The organism is Bradyrhizobium sp. CCGUVB4N (assembly GCF_024199945.1).
Lineage (GTDB): Bacteria > Pseudomonadota > Alphaproteobacteria > Rhizobiales > Xanthobacteraceae > Bradyrhizobium.
Genome location: NZ_JANADP010000001.1, coordinates 6,309,380 through 6,326,494 on the forward strand (window position 1 = coordinate 6,309,380; position 17,115 = coordinate 6,326,494).

The 17,115-nt window shown below is 65.5% G+C and carries 12 protein-coding genes; 7 read left to right on the plus strand and 5 right to left on the minus strand.

The window, feature by feature from the left end:
- Positions 1-87: 87 nt before the first annotated feature.
- The 4 genes from garD (at position 88) to NLM31_RS29355 (ending at position 5,769) form a co-directional block, all read left to right on the plus strand.
- Complete coding sequence (garD, locus tag NLM31_RS29340) at positions 88-1,629, plus strand: galactarate dehydratase (RefSeq protein ID WP_254194519.1); 1,542 nt, start codon at positions 88-90, stop codon at positions 1,627-1,629.
- A 40-nt stretch (positions 1,630-1,669) separates the two neighbouring features.
- Positions 1,670-2,875 (plus strand): mandelate racemase/muconate lactonizing enzyme family protein, encoded by a 1,206-nt coding sequence (locus NLM31_RS29345; protein WP_254194520.1) that lies wholly within the window; start codon positions 1,670-1,672, stop codon positions 2,873-2,875.
- 191 nt (positions 2,876-3,066) lie between these two features.
- Positions 3,067-3,336, plus strand: coding sequence for a hypothetical protein (locus NLM31_RS29350; protein WP_254194521.1), 270 nt, complete (start codon positions 3,067-3,069; stop codon positions 3,334-3,336).
- A gap of 180 nt (positions 3,337-3,516) precedes the next feature.
- Positions 3,517-5,769, plus strand: coding sequence for a TonB-dependent siderophore receptor (locus NLM31_RS29355; RefSeq protein ID WP_254194522.1), 2,253 nt, complete (start codon positions 3,517-3,519; stop codon positions 5,767-5,769).
- A gap of 3 nt (positions 5,770-5,772) precedes the next feature.
- Here the strand turns inward: NLM31_RS29355 and NLM31_RS29360 are convergent, their stop codons facing one another.
- Positions 5,773-6,129 carry a hypothetical protein gene (locus NLM31_RS29360; protein ID WP_254132631.1) on the minus strand — a complete coding sequence of 119 codons (357 nt, stop codon included), beginning with the start codon at positions 6,127-6,129 and terminating at the stop codon, positions 5,773-5,775.
- A 352-nt stretch (positions 6,130-6,481) separates the two neighbouring features.
- Here NLM31_RS29360 and NLM31_RS29365 point away from each other — a divergent pair, with 352 nt between their 5' ends.
- Entirely contained in the window at positions 6,482-7,624 is a 1,143-nt protein-coding gene (locus tag NLM31_RS29365; RefSeq protein WP_254194523.1) for a hypothetical protein, read from the plus strand.
- A gap of 30 nt (positions 7,625-7,654) precedes the next feature.
- On the opposite strand, the gene NLM31_RS29370 is transcribed toward NLM31_RS29365, so the two are convergent.
- Positions 7,655-8,251 carry a DUF2147 domain-containing protein gene (locus tag NLM31_RS29370; protein WP_254194524.1) on the minus strand — a complete coding sequence of 199 codons (597 nt, stop codon included), beginning with the start codon at positions 8,249-8,251 and terminating at the stop codon, positions 7,655-7,657.
- Positions 8,252-8,359: 108 nt separating this feature from the next.
- On the minus strand, positions 8,360-9,388 hold the full coding sequence (locus tag NLM31_RS29375) for an NAD(P)/FAD-dependent oxidoreductase (RefSeq protein WP_254194525.1): 1,029 nt from the start codon (positions 9,386-9,388) through the stop codon (positions 8,360-8,362).
- Positions 9,389-9,570: 182 nt separating this feature from the next.
- Here NLM31_RS29375 and NLM31_RS29380 point away from each other — a divergent pair, with 182 nt between their 5' ends.
- Positions 9,571-10,038, plus strand: coding sequence for a thioesterase family protein (locus NLM31_RS29380; protein ID WP_254194526.1), 468 nt, complete (start codon positions 9,571-9,573; stop codon positions 10,036-10,038).
- Positions 10,039-10,102: 64 nt separating this feature from the next.
- Here NLM31_RS29380 and NLM31_RS29385 read toward each other — a convergent pair whose 3' ends face one another.
- Both NLM31_RS29385 and NLM31_RS29390 read right to left on the minus strand, forming a co-directional pair.
- The gene (locus NLM31_RS29385; protein WP_148775221.1) at positions 10,103-10,423 is read right to left on the minus strand and encodes a 2Fe-2S iron-sulfur cluster-binding protein; all 321 of its coding nucleotides are present in this window, start codon (positions 10,421-10,423) and stop codon (positions 10,103-10,105) included.
- A 175-nt stretch (positions 10,424-10,598) separates the two neighbouring features.
- A complete protein-coding gene (locus tag NLM31_RS29390; RefSeq protein WP_254132636.1) occupies positions 10,599-10,973 on the minus strand; it encodes an Hpt domain-containing protein in 375 nt (124 codons plus the stop codon).
- Positions 10,974-11,366: 393 nt separating this feature from the next.
- Here NLM31_RS29390 and NLM31_RS29395 point away from each other — a divergent pair, with 393 nt between their 5' ends.
- Positions 11,367-17,090: a negative regulator of septation ring formation gene (locus tag NLM31_RS29395; RefSeq protein ID WP_254194527.1), complete on the plus strand. Its 5,724-nt coding sequence runs from the start codon at positions 11,367-11,369 to the stop codon at positions 17,088-17,090.
- Positions 17,091-17,115: the final 25 nt, after the last annotated feature.

A 17,115-nucleotide genomic window follows, 5' to 3' on the forward strand; every position in this document is an offset into this window, starting at 1 on the left:
AGCGTGCCCACCGCTTATGTTCGGCGTGAAGCATGGTGGGCACGGCGCGTTGCGCCTTTGCCCACCCTACACTTTCGGAGTCCGACCATGGACCAGGACGTCGCAGCGAAAGAACAGCCCCGCTACATCAAGCTCAACGCGCGCGACAACGTCGCGATCGTCGTGAATGATTTCGGGCTTCCCGCCGGCTCTCGCTTCGCCTGCGGACTGACGCTGCGCGCCTTCGTCCCGCAGGGACACAAGACGGCGCTGGTCGACATCGCCGAAGGCGCGCCGATCATCCGCTATGGCGAGGTGATCGGCTACGCACTCTCGCCGATCCTGGCCGGCGAATGGGTGGACGAGGCGCGCATCCGCATGCCGGAGGCCCCGGCCCTCGACAAGCTCGAAATCTCCACCGCCGTGCCTGCGCCGCTGCCGCCGCTCGAAGGCTTCACCTTCGAAGGCTTTCGTAATCCCGACGGCTCGGTCGGCACCAAGAACATCCTCGGCATCTCCTCCTCCGTGCAATGCGTCAAGGGCACGATGGAATATGCGGTGAAGCGCATCCGCGCCGAGCTGCTGCCGAAATACCCGAACGTCGATGACGTCGTGCCGCTGACGCACGCTTATGGCTGCGGCGTTGCTATCACAGCGCCCGATGCGGTGGTGCCGATCCGAACGCTGCAGAACCTCGCGCTCAATCCGAATTTCGGCGGCGAGATCCTGGTCATCAGTCTCGGCTGCGAGAAGCTTGCGCCCGAGCGGCTGGTGCCCGAAGGCATCAGCGACGCCATCGTGCGCATGCAGGACGAAGCCTTCGACGGCTTTGGCGCGATCGTCGATGCGATCATGACGCAAGCGGAAGCCCGCCTGAAGATCCTCAACAAGCGTACCCGCGAGACCTGCCCGGCTGCCGATCTCGTGATCGGCCTGCAATGCGGCGGCAGTGACGCATTCTCCGGCGTCACGGCGAACCCCGCCCTCGGCTTCGCCGCCGATCTCCTGGTGCGCGCAGGCGCCACCGTGATGTTCTCGGAAGTCACCGAGGTGCGCGACGCCATCCAGCTTCTCACCCGCCGCGCCATCAACGAGGACGTCGGCCGCGCGCTGGTGCGCGAGATGGCCTGGTACGATTCCTATCTGGCGCGCGGCGGTGCCGATCGCAGCGCCAACACCACCCCCGGCAACAAGAAGGGCGGCCTCGCCAACATCGTCGAAAAATCATTGGGCTCGATCGTCAAGTCCGGCTCGTCAGCCATCACCGGCGTGCTCTCGCCCGGTCAGAAGGCGACGCAGAAGGGCATGCTGTTCGCGGCGACGCCGGCTTCCGATTTCATCTGCGGCACGCTCCAGCTTGCCTCCGGCATGACCTTGCAGGTGTTCACCACCGGCCGCGGCACGCCTTACGGCCTCGCGGCGGCGCCCGTGATCAAGGTCGCGACCCGCACAGAGCTGGCGCGACGCTGGAAGGACCTGATCGATTTCGACGCGGGCGGCATCGCGACCGGCGAGAAGACGATCGAGGAAACCGGCTGGGACCTGTTCCGCCTGATCCTCGATGTCGCCTCCGGCCGTACCAAGCCGTGGTCGGATCGCTGGGGCATTCACAACGACCTCACGCTGTTCAATCCGGCACCGGTGACCTGAGCACCGGCAACTCGTCCAAGAGGACTCCAAGAGGACCTCGATGTCCCGCGTCACGACCCTGCGCACGATCCGCATCGACGAGCGGCCGAACCTGATCTGGGTCGAGATCGAAACCGACGAGGGACTGAGCGGCCTCGGCGAAAGCTTTCGCGGCGCGCAAGCGGTCGAGGCGGCCGTGCACGAACTCGCGGCGCCGCTGGTGCTCGGCCAGGACTCCCGCCGCATCGAGGCGATCTCGCGCCAGTTGCTGACGCCCTATCTCGGCTTTCACAGCGTCAGCGCCGAGGTGCGCGCGGCCAGCGCTATCGACATCGCGCTATGGGACCTCAAGGGCCAGCGTCACGGCATCCCCGTGCACGAGGCGCTCGGCGGCGCGAGCCGGCTCGAGATCCGCGCCTACAACACCTGCGCCGGCTATGCCTACAACACCAAGAGCTCGAAGCGCCGCGAGATCGGCGCCGACGATGCCGCGCTCGGCCCCTACGACGATCAGATCGCCTTCATGCGCGACTCCGGCGCGCTCGCCGAAAGCCTTCTGAGCGAAGGCTACGGCGCCATGAAGATCTGGCCGTTCGATCCGTTTGCCGCGAATGGCGGCCATGCGATCTCGCTCACGGATCTCAAGACCGGACTGGAGCCGTTCCGCAAAATCCGCGACGCCGTCGGCGACCGCATCGAGATCATGTGCGAGTTGCACAGCCTGTGGGGCATGCACACCGCCGAACGCATCTGCCGCGCGCTCGAAGATTACGGCGTGTTCTGGGTCGAGGATCCCCTCAACAAGATGGACGACGTGCAGGGCCTTGCCGATCTCAGGCGGCGCGTGAAGACACCGATCTGCGGCAGCGAGACGCTGGCGGGCGCAGCCAGCTTCCGCAATCTGCTCGCGGCCGATGCGGTCGACGTCGTGATGCTCGACATCGCCTGGTGCGGCGGCCTGAGCGAGGCGCGCAAGATCGCGGCGTTGAGCGAGGCCTACAACAAGCCGCTCGCCCCGCACGATTGTACCGGACCGGTCGCGCTGATGGCGGGGCTGCATCTGGCGCTGCATGCGCCGACGGCGATCTTCCAGGAGGTCGTGCGCGCGACACTGTCGACCTGGTACCGCGACCTCGTCACGGCGCTGCCTGTCGTGACCAACGGCATCGTGTCGGCACCGACGGCCCCCGGTCTCGGGCTCGCACTCAATCCGGATTTGCGCCGCCGCGCCGACGCGGTGGTGCGAGAAACCAAACTCGGCGCGTAAAGCACGATCGTCCGTCGCTCGCGAAACCTTGCGGAAACATTGGCGCGGAAAACTTCTTCCTCGTTTCGTCCTGCCGTCGCACGCAACCAAATTGACCCGCCCGCGGAAGACGAATGTTCGCACACAAGCGAACCTGCCGCGGCACTGCCGCGACCAAACCTCCGATTGATATCTTCAACGGAGATTTTGAAATGCGTATTCTCTCGATGATTGCCGTTGCCGGCGCAATGATTGCAAGCACAGCCAGCGCATTTGCCGGCGAACTCCCCTCTTACGAGGCGAAGTCGTTTCCGATCTCGACGGTGCAGGTTCAGGTGCTCGGCGGCGCCGGCGTCGAGGAGCAATCGACTGCCCCCACGATGATCGTCGCCGGCATGCCGGCCTCGCCCGCGCAAATGTCGGTGCTGTCGCCGCGCGTCAAGCGGCTCGCCAGCGCGGACGCAGATGGCCAGGCGCGTTGATCGGCGCGGACTCCGCCATTTTCTTATTCACGCATCCGCGCGCCGACATCAATCGGCGCGCGTTCGCTTTACATGAATACTAATTCCAAATCTGATGATTGAGGGCCATTGCGTCCCTCCTGCACTTCAAGCTCCGGACCATGCTTGTTAGTCGTCCCGTCGCAAATGATGGGGTCGCGAATGACAACATATCTGAGGACAACGGCGGGATTGATCGGCGGCGCACTGCCGCTGTTGGCGGGCTTGCTGGACGCAGCGCCGGCCGAGGCGCAATCATCGCCGCAGGAACTTCCCGCCGTCGTCGTCGAGCAATCGCGGCCCGCGGCGCGCTCGCATCAGGTGCGCTCGCAGCGCGCACAGACGGCAAGCCGCCGTCGTCAGGCCCAGCACGCGCCATCCAGCACCGACGCAACCGCAGCCGGCACCGGCGCAGAGACCGCGACGAGTCCTGTCCGCGGCTACATCGCAACCCGCAGCGGCACCGGCACCAAGACCGACACGCCGCTGCGCGAGACACCGCAATCGATCAGCGTGGTGACCGCCGACCGCGTCACCGACCAGGGCGCGACCACCGTGCAGGAAGCGCTGCGCTATGTTCCCGGCGTGTTCGCCGACGCCTATGGCGCCGACTCGCGCGGCGACTATCCACGCATCCGCGGCCAGGACCCGAACATCTATCTCGACGGCACGCGCATGGTGAACACCAACAACTTCAACGAATGGCGGCCCGAGCCCTATACGCTCGAGCGCATCGAGGTCTTGCGCGGCCCCGCTTCGGTGCTCTACGGCGACACCTCGACGGCAGGCTTGTTGAACCTGATCTCGAAGCGGCCGCAGGCGGAGGCCGCCAACGAGATCGGCGTGCAATATGGCAGCTTCAACCGCAAGCAGGTGCAACTCGACTCCACGGGAAAGCTGACGAAGGACGGCGAGTGGCTCTATCGTTTCATCGGCGTATACCGCGACAGCAACACGCAGACGGACTACGTCAAGGACGACCGCATCCTGCTCGCACCGTCGCTGACCTGGCGGCCGACCAACAACACGAGCTGGACCGTGCTCGGCACCTACCAGAAAGACACGACTGGCTCGTCTACGGCGTTTCTGCCGCATGAGGGCACACTGTTTGCGGGCCCAAACGGCTTCATTCCGGTGCAGCGCTTTGCCGGTGAGCCCGGCTTCGACAAATACCAGACCGCGACCGGCGCGATCAGCAGCTTGTTCGAGCACAGCTTCAGCGACGGCCTGAAAATCCGGCAGAACCTGCGTTACGCCCATGTCGAGGGCATCTACCGGTCGACATGGCCGGATCTGAACTTCGTCGATCCAAGCGATCCGAACTATCCATTTCTCGATGCCAGCCGCCGCACCGTGGCCCGCAGCGTGTGGAGCCGCCAGACGACCAAGGACAATCTGAGCTCGGATACCAACGCAGAGCTGAAATTGCACACCGGGCCGGTCGCACACAAGGTGCTGTTCGGCGCGGACTACCGCGAGGTCAGAGAGCGCGCGCAATCTGGTTTCACCACGGACCCGACGCCGTTCGATCTCTACGCCCCGGTCTACAGCGGCGTGACCGCGCCGGCGATGGCCCCCGAACCGGATCTGCGCCAGAACCAGCTCGGCCTCTACGCGCAGGACCAGTTACGGCTCGGATCATGGCTCGCCGTGCTCGGCCTGCGCCACGACTACGTCACCAGCGATACGCAGGGCTCTCCGGTCGAGCATTACCAGGCGACCACCGGCCGCGCCGCGCTGATGTACGAGCTGCCGTTCGGCGTCACGCCCTACGTGACCTATGCGCAGTCGTTCAACCCGGTCTTCGGCAGCGGCATCTGCGTCACGGTCTGCGCGCCGCAGCGCGGCGAGATGGTCGAGCTTGGCTTCAAGTACAATCCGACGCCCGGCAATGCCGTCAATGGCGCGATCTTCGACACGACCGAACGGAACCGGCTGGCCAGCGACCCCGACAATGCGATGTTCTCGATCCAGACCGGCAAGGTCCGCATCCGCGGTGTGGAACTCGAGGTGCTGACGCGCATCACGCCGGAGCTCGACCTGATCGGCGCCTATACCTACCTCGATGCACGCGTGCTGAGTGGCGACAATGCCGGCAAGCATGTCGAGACTGTCCCGGATCATCAGGCCTCGCTCTGGGCGAAGTACCGCCTCTCTTTACTCGGCTTGCCCGGCGTCACGCTCGGCGGCGGCGTCCGTTACATCGGCACCTCCTGGGACGGCACCGACACCATCCGAACGCCAGAATACACCCTGTTCGACGCGATGGTTCGTTATGAGACCGGCCCCTGGCGGCTTCAGGTCAACGCCAGCAACCTCTTCGACAAGCGTCACGTCACCACGTGCCTGGCGCGCGGCGACTGCTTCCTCGGCATCGGCCGCACCGTGCTCGGCAGCGTGACCTATAAATTCTAGGAGCTACGTCATGCTGCCCGGCATGAAGCAGCGCACGCGCGGGTGGCCGTCGATATAGTGCTTCCACACCATGGTGCGACCGATCTTGTTCGGCTCGGTGATCACGGCACCGTCGGGCACGACGACCCACTCCTCGTCGAGAAGCACACGATAGTGTCCCTTGTCGGATTCCCAGTCGACATCGGCGACGACATAGCCGTCGGCATCCGAACAGCACTGTCCGTACTGGCTGCGCAGGCTCTCGAACCAGGGTTTTAACGGCGAGTTGGCATAGCGCCCGTCGTCACGCGCCAACGCCGATGTCGCCAGCAGCATTGTCAGTCCCAGCAACGTCGCCGCACACGGTCTTGCGAGTTTCATAACGTCATCTCACGGATCGAAGTTGGCGCCGCGAGGAACAGGCGACGTCGCTCGCGCCCTCGAACAGGCACGGCAGCGGCGACTCGCTCCTCCGGCGGATTTGCCGATAGCTATGCAAATCCAGCGCCACCGCGCATTCCGGGGAACTACTGGCGCGGCCGCCTTCCTCGATCCGACTGCATGTCCTGCATGTGTGATGTGCCGACGCTCCGCCGCGCCTCACTTCGGAGGCTTTCCTTGTCGTGTCAGGACGTGTACGAAGCGGGCGCGGACGCGCCCGCTATCCGCTTAACCGACTGTTTCGAATGGAAGAATTGGGTATCGGCGTGACAGGCCTTGGACCGTCAGCGCTATGAGTGACTCGAGGGACCTGCTTCCCGGTCAACAGGACCCGACCGATTTGCCCGCAAACCAGGTGCAGTTTGCGCTGGTGATTTCGCGCATGCTCGAGACGGTGAAAGACGACGCCGAAGCCCGGCGGCAGATGGTCTACGATCTCGCCCGCTACAAGCTCCAGGAGCAGTTCACCTACGCCGACGCGAAAAACATCGAGCAGATGAAGCAGGCCCTCGAGGTCGCGATCGATGAGGTCGAGAAGTTTTCGCGCGAACAGGCACCGCTGGAGCGCTTGCCGCCGCAGCAACTCACGTCATCCAGGGTCACCGAAGCAGGCACTCTTCTGGTCTCCGGCGATACAACGGTTTTGCCTTCGGCGATCAAGTCCCGCAGCAAGCTGCCAGTGGTCTCTGGTCCGCTCTGGCCTGTGATCAAGCGTACGGCGGCCATCCTGCTTGTCGTTGGCGCAACCGTCGTGATCGTCTCGCAGCGAGACCGGATCGCCGCACTGCGCCGGCAGATGTCGTCGCAGACGCCGGAGACCGCGCAGGTCGCGCCAAAACCCGAGACGACGATCACGGTGGCCAAGCCGGAAATGGTGCCCTCTCCGCCACCTCCACCCACGCGCGTGCTTCCCAGCGATTACGGCATCTATGCCTTGATCGACGACAAGTCGCTGGCTGAGCTGAACGCGACCGGCGTGATGGCGCCGGACATGCGCATTGCGATTTCACCGGAATTCAAGAAGCCCGATCGGCCGCATCTGCCGAACGGCCACGTCAAGTTCATCGTGTTCCGCCGGGATATTGCAAATGTGATCCCCGAGCGCGTCGAGGTCCGCGTTGTCGCGAAGGTCAAGGAGTTTTCGACCGACGCCGCAGGCAAGACGACAAGTGGCGGAGACGACGTCGGCGTGATCCGCAACTTCTCTTACCCGTTCCGGATCTCGCCGATTCCGGGGAAAGCCGAAATGTACGAGCTGCACGCCAGTGATGTGGAGCTCGAGCTTCCGCCGGGACATTACGTCCTGAGCCTGGGACCGCAGGCCTATTATTTTCAGGTCGACGGCGAGATCACCGATCCCCGGCAATGCCTCGAGCGCGTCGTTGCCGGCAACGGCACGTTCTACGCGCCTTGCAAGAAGGCGCGGACGTATTGATGTCCGTTGCCCGGGCGGCGTGAAAGCCGTCTACTTCTTGGCCGCCGGCGCCATCATCATGGCGCCACCTTTTTTGGTCGCGGGCACGGGCGCCGGCTTGGTCGCGGCGGCCTGCGCGGGGAGATATTTGGCGATGATGGCGGGATCGACTTCGGCCATACTTGTATCCGGCAAACGCTGCCAGGTCTCGTCCTTGCCGAACAGGGAAATGCCGAGGAAGCCGCGCATGGTCAGGACCTGACCATCCGGGCTCACCGTCATCTTGGCCTTCCAGATGTTGCCGTCACGCGGATTGACGACGTTGCCACCCTCATACTTCAACCCGTCACGCTTCATGTCGCGGATGAAGGAGAGGCCGAGCACCGGCTGGTTCTTGCGATCGTCCGTGCATTTCGTGCAGGCTTCGTTCGGATCGTCGCCGGGGCGCGGAAACGTCTTGGCGATGACGCCTTCGAAGATGCCGTTGTGGTCGATGAAGAGGAACCAGCCCACCGTCTTGCCGTCCTCGACCTTCTGCCAGAGACCCGCAGCGGTTGGCTGCTGCGCTTGTGCCGCAGTCGGGCGCGCCGCGCCGAGCGACAGCGCGAGGAACGCGATCAGCCCAAAGCTGGAAAAGAGTTTCCGCATTATGATCACCTTGCTAAGCCGCCACTGCAATGGCCGCAGACTACGGCGATTTCGCGAACGATTCCAGCACCAGGAACATGGGGCATCGCTCGTCCGCTCCCGTCGCGATCAGTTGACACCGAGCTTCTTTTGCAGGCTAGAGGACGAGGTCGTGTACTGGAACACGAGCCGCTTCTCCGGATACACGTAGCGGTGGGCTTTTTGCGACATCAGTGCGCCCTCGTGGAAGCCGCACAGGATCAGCTTGATCTTGCCGGGATAGGTGTTGATGTCGCCGATGGCGAAGATGCCCGATACGTTGGTTTCGAACGCAGAGGTCTCGACCGGCACCAGATTGTTCTCCAGCGCAATGCCCCAGTTCGCGACGGGGCCGAGCTTCATGGTCAGGCCGAAGAACGGCAGCATGGTGTCGCAGGCGATATCGCTGACATTGTTGTCGTTGCCCTTGACGGTGGCACCGGTCAGCTGGCCATCGGCGCCTGAGAGCGCGGTGACCTGGCCGAGCCGCAGGTCCATCTTGCCACTGGCGACCAGCGCGCGCATCTGCTCGACGCTGTGGGGGGCGGCACGAAAATCGTCGCGCCGGTGCAGCAGCGTGATGCGCTTCGCCAACGGATGCAGATTGAGCGTCCAGTCGAGCGCGGAATCGCCGCCGCCGACGATCAGCACATTCTTGTCGCGGAACGTTTCCATCTTGCGCACGGCGTAGTGCACCGAGGTGCCTTCATAGGCTTCGATCCCCGGCACCGGCGGACGCTTGGGCTGGAACGAGCCGCCGCCGGCCGCGATCACCACCACCTTGCATTCGAACACCTTGCCGGCGTCGGTGGTGCAGCGAAACGCGGGATCGCCGATCTTCTCCACGGTCTCGATCATCTCGCCGAGATGGAAGGTCGGGTGGAACGGCTTGATCTGCTCCATCAGCGCCTCCGTGAGGCCCTGCCCCGACACCTGCGGGATGCCGGGAATGTCGTAGATCGGCTTTTCCGGATAGAGCTCGGCGCACTGGCCGCCGACCTTGTCGAGGATGTCGACGAAATGCGCCTTCATGTCGAGAAGGCCAAGCTCGAAGGCGGCGAACAGACCGCAAGGGCCAGCGCCAATAATCAGCACATCGGTTTTGATCACGTCGCTCATGTCGTCTCTTTATCGGTCGTTATCGGTTGGACGGCGCCCGGCGGGCAGAGGTGACCCTGCCTGTCTAGCCAACGGGGATGGATCAGGGAAGGCATAAAAGCGGGAGCGCCCCGCAGCCGCGCCCACTTGCCGGGTCAAAATAACTGGGCTGTAACGAGGTTGGATATGACGGAGATCAATCGGTGAACGCACCAAGCCGCCTCGATACGACGCCGCGCCTGGAGGACTTCCCTTTTCGCCTCAGTGACAACGTCCGCTTCGGCGATCTCGACCCGAACCAGCACGTCAACAACGCGGTCTACGCCACCTATTTCGAGACCGGCCGCGTCACGCTGATGAAGCTCCCGGAATACGGGCTGACACCGCCGGGGCTCGCCTGGATCATGGTGCGGCTCGACATCCATTTCCGCGCCGAGCTGCACTGGCCGAACACGATCGAACTCGGCCTCGGCGTGGTCAAGCTCGGGCGCACGTCGGTGACCTTCGAGCAGGTCGTGTTTTCGAACGGGACGTGCATCGCGTCAGCGACGTCCGTCGGCGTCTTGCTCGACGAGGCGACGCGCCGGCCGGCACCGCTGACCGCAGAGGTGATCGGGAAATTCAGACCCTGGCACAAGCGCGGCATCGAGGTCACGCCGCCGAGCAATTAAGTGCATGATCCGGAAAAGTGTGTAGCGGTTTTCCGGAAAGATCATGCTCTCTTGGAGGGACGGATCAGGCCTGACGTTCCGGCGTCGACACCACGAGCCCGTCGAGCTCGTCGGCGACCTTGATCTGGCAGGACAGGCGCGAGTTCGGGCGCACGTCGAAGCCGAAGTCGAGCATGTCCTCTTCCATCGGCGTCGGGCTGCCAACCTTCTCGCGCCAGGCTTCGTCGACATAGACATGACAGGTCGCGCAGGCGCAGGCGCCGCCGCATTCGGCTTCGATGCCGGGAATGCTGTTGCGGATGGCGGCTTCCATCACGGTCGCGCCGTTCTCGACATCCACCGTGCGGGTTTCGCCCTTGTGGTCGACAAAGTGAATTTTGGCCATGGGTGCTCGTGCTGCCGCGATCTGGGGAAAAAGGAGGGTCCGGGCTGTCCTATAACGGGTCGGTCAGGGCAGCGCCATAGCGTTTTCAAGCGAAGTGGATACCGGTTCGCGGGAAGAAAACGCGTCAAAACAAAAGACTAATGCGCAAGTCCCCGACTTCCAAGGGGGCGTCGGCCTAGTGCTTGAGGATGCTCGCAATGGCCGCACGAACCTCGGCGACCGCCTCCTTCAGCGCGGCGAAGGCGTGGGGCTGGTTGTGGCCGATCCGGATCGCGGTTTCCAGGCTGGCGGCGGCATCCGCCACCGCAAAGGCGCCGATCCCGCGCGCCGAGCCCTTGAGCTTGTGCGCGAGCGCGCCGGTCTCGGCCGGCAGCGCCGTCATCGCCGCGATCAGCCGAACGGCCTGCTCGGCGAACATCGCAAGCACTTCCTGCTCCAGCTCGGCATCGCCGAGCGTCATCCGCGCGAGGTGGTCGAGGTCGAGGGGGCTGTCGATGGGCGCAAGCGGGGGCGAGGGCATCCAGTCCATCCGTTGCAGTTCAGGCATCATGGCGCAGGCCCCGGCATCGCGCGACGGTCCGCCGGTCCGGCGGTTCGCCCCCACCGAAGCATGGAAATGGTTAACGAAGTGTTTGCGCCGTTTTACGCAAATCCGCCCGTTTATTGACGAAAAGTTGCCGCAATCGACCGAGTTCCGTGGAGAATTTCATTTAGGCCTAAGGTGTTACGGCGCGATCCTGTTAACGATGATTAAGATTGTATTAATCGCAGGCATTTCATTCGCGACGCTCTGCCAATAGGATGTTGCGGAAATTGGCGGACAAGCCGTCCGGGTGGGGACGGCTCGGAGATCCGCGCAAGCGGCATGATCCGGTCTGTGGGCTTGCGCAGCGCGCAGGGCTCGCGGGGGGACGCGTACAAGTAACGAGGGCTCGGACTGAACATGGCCAACACTCCCAAGAAGGTCAAAGACCCCACAGAAGTTGCGCTTTCTGCGATCCAGGAAGCCCTCAACATCAGCGACACGGCTGCCGACACCAGCCGCAACGCATCGATGCGCAACGAAACGGCGCCGCAGGTGGCGCCGCCGACACCTCCCGCGTTCGACGAGCCGACATTCGAGCCGCGGCCGGCCGCCAACGAGCGCGCCGTGTTCGATCCGATCGAGGAACCGCGCGCCTCGCGCCGCGCCGCCAATGACGACCGCGAGACCATCGGCCAGCTGCTCCAGTCGCTGCAGACGGGCCGCCCTGCCCGCAACATCTACACCGGCGCGACCATCTTCACCGTCGTCTGGCTTGCGGCCTGCGCCGCGCTGACGGTCGGCTTCCTGCCCTCGATCCGGGCGGCCATGGGCGAGAGCGGCGGCGTGCTGGCGATCGCCGGCCTCGCCACGATGTTCTTTGCGCCGATCATGCTGTTCTACTTCCTCGCCAGCCTGGTCTGGCGCGGCCAGCAGATGAGCCAGGTCGCGCAGGCGATGGCGCAGGTCGCGATCCGCTTCTCCGAGCCGGAAGGCTCGGCGTCCGATTCCATGGTCACCGTGGGTCAAGCCATCCGCCGCGAGGTCGCGGCGATGGGCGACGGCATCGAGCGTGCGATCGCGCGTGCCGGCGAGCTCGAGACGCTGGTCGCCAACGAGGTCGCCGCACTCGAGCGCGCCTATTCCGACAACGAAGTGCGCATCCGCGCCCTGCTCCAGGACATCGCGCATCAGCGCGACAACCTGGTCGGCCAGGCCGAGCAGGTCCGCAGCGCCATTTCCGGCGTGCAGATCGACCTCCGCCACGACATCGCGCTGATCTCGGACGCGATCGCCTCGCGCGTCGACGAGGTCGCGAAATCCATCACCGGCGCGCTGGAAGAGCGCGGCGCCCACATCACGGGTGCACTGAGCCACGCCGGCGACAACATGATCCTGGCGCTCGGCGAGCGCGGCGGCGACCTGCTCGACCGCCTCGAGGAAGCCAGCGCCGAGACCACCCGAGCGGTGCTCGACGCCAGCGAGCGGCTGACCACCAGCCTCAACTTCAAGACCGGCCACGTCCACGACGAGTTCGTCGACCTCGCCGACCGCGTCCACGAGATGCTGAACGAGCGCATCGACCGCATCACCGGCGAGTTCGAGCAGCGTTCGGCCGCGATCGTCGACGGCATCTCCGAACGCACCGAGCAGGTGCATGACTCCTTGAAGAATTCGTCGGACTCGCTGCTGCTCGAGCTCGAGCTGCGCTCCAACGACCTCTCCGCCAAGATCGACGACGCCGGCAACCGCCTCGCCGGCCAGATCATGACCTCGGGCGACAAGGCGAGCGAGGCGCTCGACGCCACGGTCAACACCCTCGTCGCCAAGGTCGTCAGCCAGACCGAGACCGCGCACGACTCGCTGTCGCTGCAGATGAGCGCGTTCGACGAGCTGGTGAAGAACCAGGGTTCCGAGCTGGTCGAGAAGTTCGCCCGCGATTCCGGCACGCTGGGTGCCCTGATCACGCGCCACATCTCCGAGTTCGACCGCACCGTGAAGACCTTCGGCGGCGAGATCGTCGAACGCATGGGCCAGCGCACCCACGACATCCATGAGTCGCTGAAGACCTATGTCGAGAACTTCGACACCCGCTTCACCTCCAACGGCGGTGCGATCACGGCCGTGCTCGACCAGCGCCTGGTGCAGTTCGAGACCACGATCGGCGAACGCGTCACCAATCTCGACGCCTCGCTCAACGGCAAGATCACGAGCCTCGACGGCACGATCGAAGGCCACATCAGGACCTTCGACGAACAGCTCATCGGCCGCGTGGCCGCGCTTGAGGAGTCGTTCGACACCCGCGCCAAGTCCGTCACCGAAACCATCGACGGGCGTCTCAACACGCTCGCGATGTCGCTGACCGATGGTGCCGCCCAGGCGATCCAGTCGGTCGACACGCGCTTGACGCACCTCACGACGACACTCACGGGTGGCGCATCGCAGGCGCTCGAGTCCATCGACGCCCGCCTCACCCACCTCACGTCGACGCTGACCGACGGCGCCTCGCAGTCAATCCAGGCGATCGATACGCGGCTGACGCACCTCACGACGACGTTCAACAGCGGCGCATCGCAGGCGCTGGAGTCCGTCGACAGCCGCCTCACCTATCTGACGACCGCTTTGACCAACGGCGCCTCGCAGGCCGTGCAGTCGATCGACACCCGCCTCACCTTGCTGACCTCGACGCTCACGGACGGCACGGCGCAGGCGATCGAGGCGGTCGACCGCCGCATCACCGGCGTCGCCGACCTCATCGACGGCCGCAGCATGCACCTGACCGACACGGTCACGGCGCGCTTCCAGGACATCCACCAGGCGATCGAGACCAAGGTCGGTTCGGTTGCCAACGACATCGACGTCCGCGTGGCGCAGTTCGAAGACCTGCTCGGCTCGCGTGTCGAGGCCGTTGCCGGCCGCATCGAGAGCAGCGGCCGCCAGGCCAGCGAGGACATGATGTCCCGCGCCGAGATGATCTCGACCGCGATCCGCTCGCATGTCGAGGACGCCGAGCGCTCGCTCACGAACCTGGTCGTCAACACCAGCGAGACGATCCAGACCGGTGCGCGCACCGCCCAGCAGTCGCTGATGACGGTCTCCTCCGACGTCAACGCCCAGCTCAAGATGACCTCCGCCGAGGTCGAGCGCGCGCTGACCGCGGTCGGCACCGGTGCTGCGAACTCGATCCTGACCAGCGCCCGCGAGGCGCAGTCCTCCCTGGTCGCGGCCTCGGGCGATGCCTCCAACCAGATCAAGGGGCTCGCCGCCGACGTCGAACGCACGCTGTCCGCAGCCGGCTCGGCCACCGCGGCCTCGATCCTGGCCGGCGCCCGCGAGGTACAGACCACGCTCGTCACCGCCTCCTCGGACGCCGCCAACCAGGTCAAGACGCTCACCGCCGACGTGCAGCGCTCGCTGTCGCTCGCCGGCACCAGCACGGCTGAATCGATCACGGCCGGCGCCCGCGATGCGCAGGGCACGCTGATCGCGGCCTCGACCGAGACCGCCAACCAGATCAAGGCGCTGTCCTCCGACGTCCAGCGCTCGCTCTCGATGGCGGGCACCTCGACGGCCGAGAGCATCATGACCGGCGCGCGTGAAGCCCAGAGCACGCTGGTCAACGCGTCCTCGGATGCTGCGAGCCAGGTCAAGTCGCTCGCGGCCGAAGTGCATCGCTCGCTCTCGCAGGTCGGCCAGTCCACCGCCGAGACGATCACGGCGAGCGCCCGCGACGCCCAGAGCACCCTTCTTGCTGTCTCGGCAGAACAAACCGGCCAGGTCCGTTCGCTCGCAGCCGAGATGCAGCGCGCGCTGGCGACCGCCGGCGGCGCCACCATCGAGGCACTCACCAGCGGCGTGCGCGAGGCCCAGGGTACGCTGATCACCGCGTCGACCGATGCAGCCACCCAGATCAAGTCGCTGACGACCGACATCGAGCGCACGCTGACCGCGGTCGGCGCCGACACCGCCTCGACCATCCTCAGCAGCGCACGCGAGGCCCAGACCTCGCTGACCTCGACCTCGGCGGATGCCGCAAGCCAGATCCGCACGATCTCGACCGAGATCGAGCGCGCGCTGAGCACGGCGACCGCGAACGCGACCAACGACATCCAGACCAGCGCGCTCAACGCCCAGAATGCGCTGATCAACGCCTCCAACGAGGCGAGCTCGCGGGTCAAGTCGAGCTCGGCCGACGTCGAGCGCTCGGTGCTCTCCGCCTCGAGCAGCTTCGGCCAGGCCATGACCGGCAAGACCGACGAGATCGTCACCTATGTGCAGCAGCAGGCTGACCGCCTCTCGAACATGATCGACGCCAAGCGCGGCTCGCTCGTGGATGCGATCGGCTCGAAGACCAGCCAGCTCACGCTCGACATCGACCGCGTCACCTCCGACGCGCTGAAGTCGATCGAGACGCGCGGCACGGCATTCTCGCAGACCATGATGGGCAACGGCAACGAAGTCGCGCGCACCATCAACGCGGCGAGCGAGATCGCGACCAGCGCGGTCGGCCGGTCGCTGAAGGACCTCGAGACGGCCTCGCGTGCGGCGATCGACCAGTCGCGCCAGGTGTCGATTGCGGCCGTCACCGAGATGCAGGAGACCAGCAAGATCCTGCGCACCGACACGGTCGCCCTGTTCGAGCGTCTGCGCGAAGGCAACATCCTCCTCCAGGAGGTGCTGACCGGTGCGCACGACAACCTCAACTCGCTTGAGCGGGCGCTGGTGACGCGCGTCGCCGACTTCGTCTCGGCGATGAACGACGTCACCTCGCGCAACGGCGCGGCGACCCAGAACCTGGAAGACCAGCTCAACGTCTTCAACACGAAGACCACCCGCGCGCTGCAGGATCTCGGCGAGCTGTCGACCCAGTTCGACGCGCACGGCAAGGCGCTCGTCGATGCCGCGCAGGTCGTCGAGCAGAGCAACAAGAACACCACCGCCTCGCTTGCCGAACGCAAGGCGGCGCTGGAATCGCTGGTCACCACCATCGACCTGCGCACCGCCGATCTCGACCAGCGCCTGTCGCGCTTCACCGGGCTGCTCGATGAGTCGCTCGCTGCAGCCGAAGAGCGTGCCCGCGACATCGCCCGCGTGGTCGCGGAGACCGCCGGCGCAGGTTCGGCCGCGATCACCCGCCAGTTCGAGGCGGTGCGGTCGGCGTCCGAAGAAGAGCACCGCCAGACCATCGAGGCCATGCACGACATCTACCGCACGACCACCGACGAAGCGGATGCGATGTTCAAGCAGTCGACCGAGAAGTTCGGCAACCTCGTCTCCAGCATGAAGCAGATGGCGTTCGAGATGCACAACGAGCTCGAGGCCACCCGCAACGAGCTGCGCCGTGGCGTCCTCGAGATGCCGCAGGAGGCCGCCGAGAGCACGGCGCAGATGCGCAAGGTGATCGTCGACCAGATCGAGGCGCTCGCCGAGCTCAACCGCATCGTCGCCCAGCACGGCCGCGGCCTCGACGTCACCACGGCGGGCCGCGCTTCCGTCGCCGTCCAGCGCCAGGAAGAGCCGGTGATGGCAAGCACGGGCGGTCGTGGCACCGAGACGCGCATGCGCGACACCGGCAGCGCCTCGACGCTGCCGCCACCGGACCTCGGCATGCCGGCCTCCTCGCGTCGCACCGAGGCTCCGTCGGTTGCCCCCGGCAGCAACGGCAACGACCCGGGCCGCGACGGCTGGCTGTCGGACCTGTTGAACCGCACCGACGCCAATCAGCCTGCTCCGGCCGGTCGTGAGGCCCCGCGCGGCCGCCAGACTGCAGCACCCGCTCCGCAGCCGCAGGCCCCGCAGAGCAACGGCAATCCGCTGGAATCGCTGTCGCTCGACATCGGCCGGCTGATGGACCGCAACCTCGCCTCCGAGATGTGGGATCGCTACCAGCGCGGCGAGAACAAGGCCTTCACCAAGCGCCTGTACACGCCCGCCGGCCAGAAGGCCTTCGACGAGGTCGCCCGCAAGTATCGCGCCGACCGCAACTTCAAGGGCACGGTCGACCGCTATATCAGCGAGTTCGAACGCCTGCTCGACGAAGTCGCCCGCGACGGCCGCGGCCCGCAGGAACTGCGCAGCCACCTGACCTCGGAGACGGGCCTGGTGTACACGCTGCTTGCCCATGCGGCGGGCCGGCTGGGGTAAGGCGCGTCACGACAGCGCACAGGAC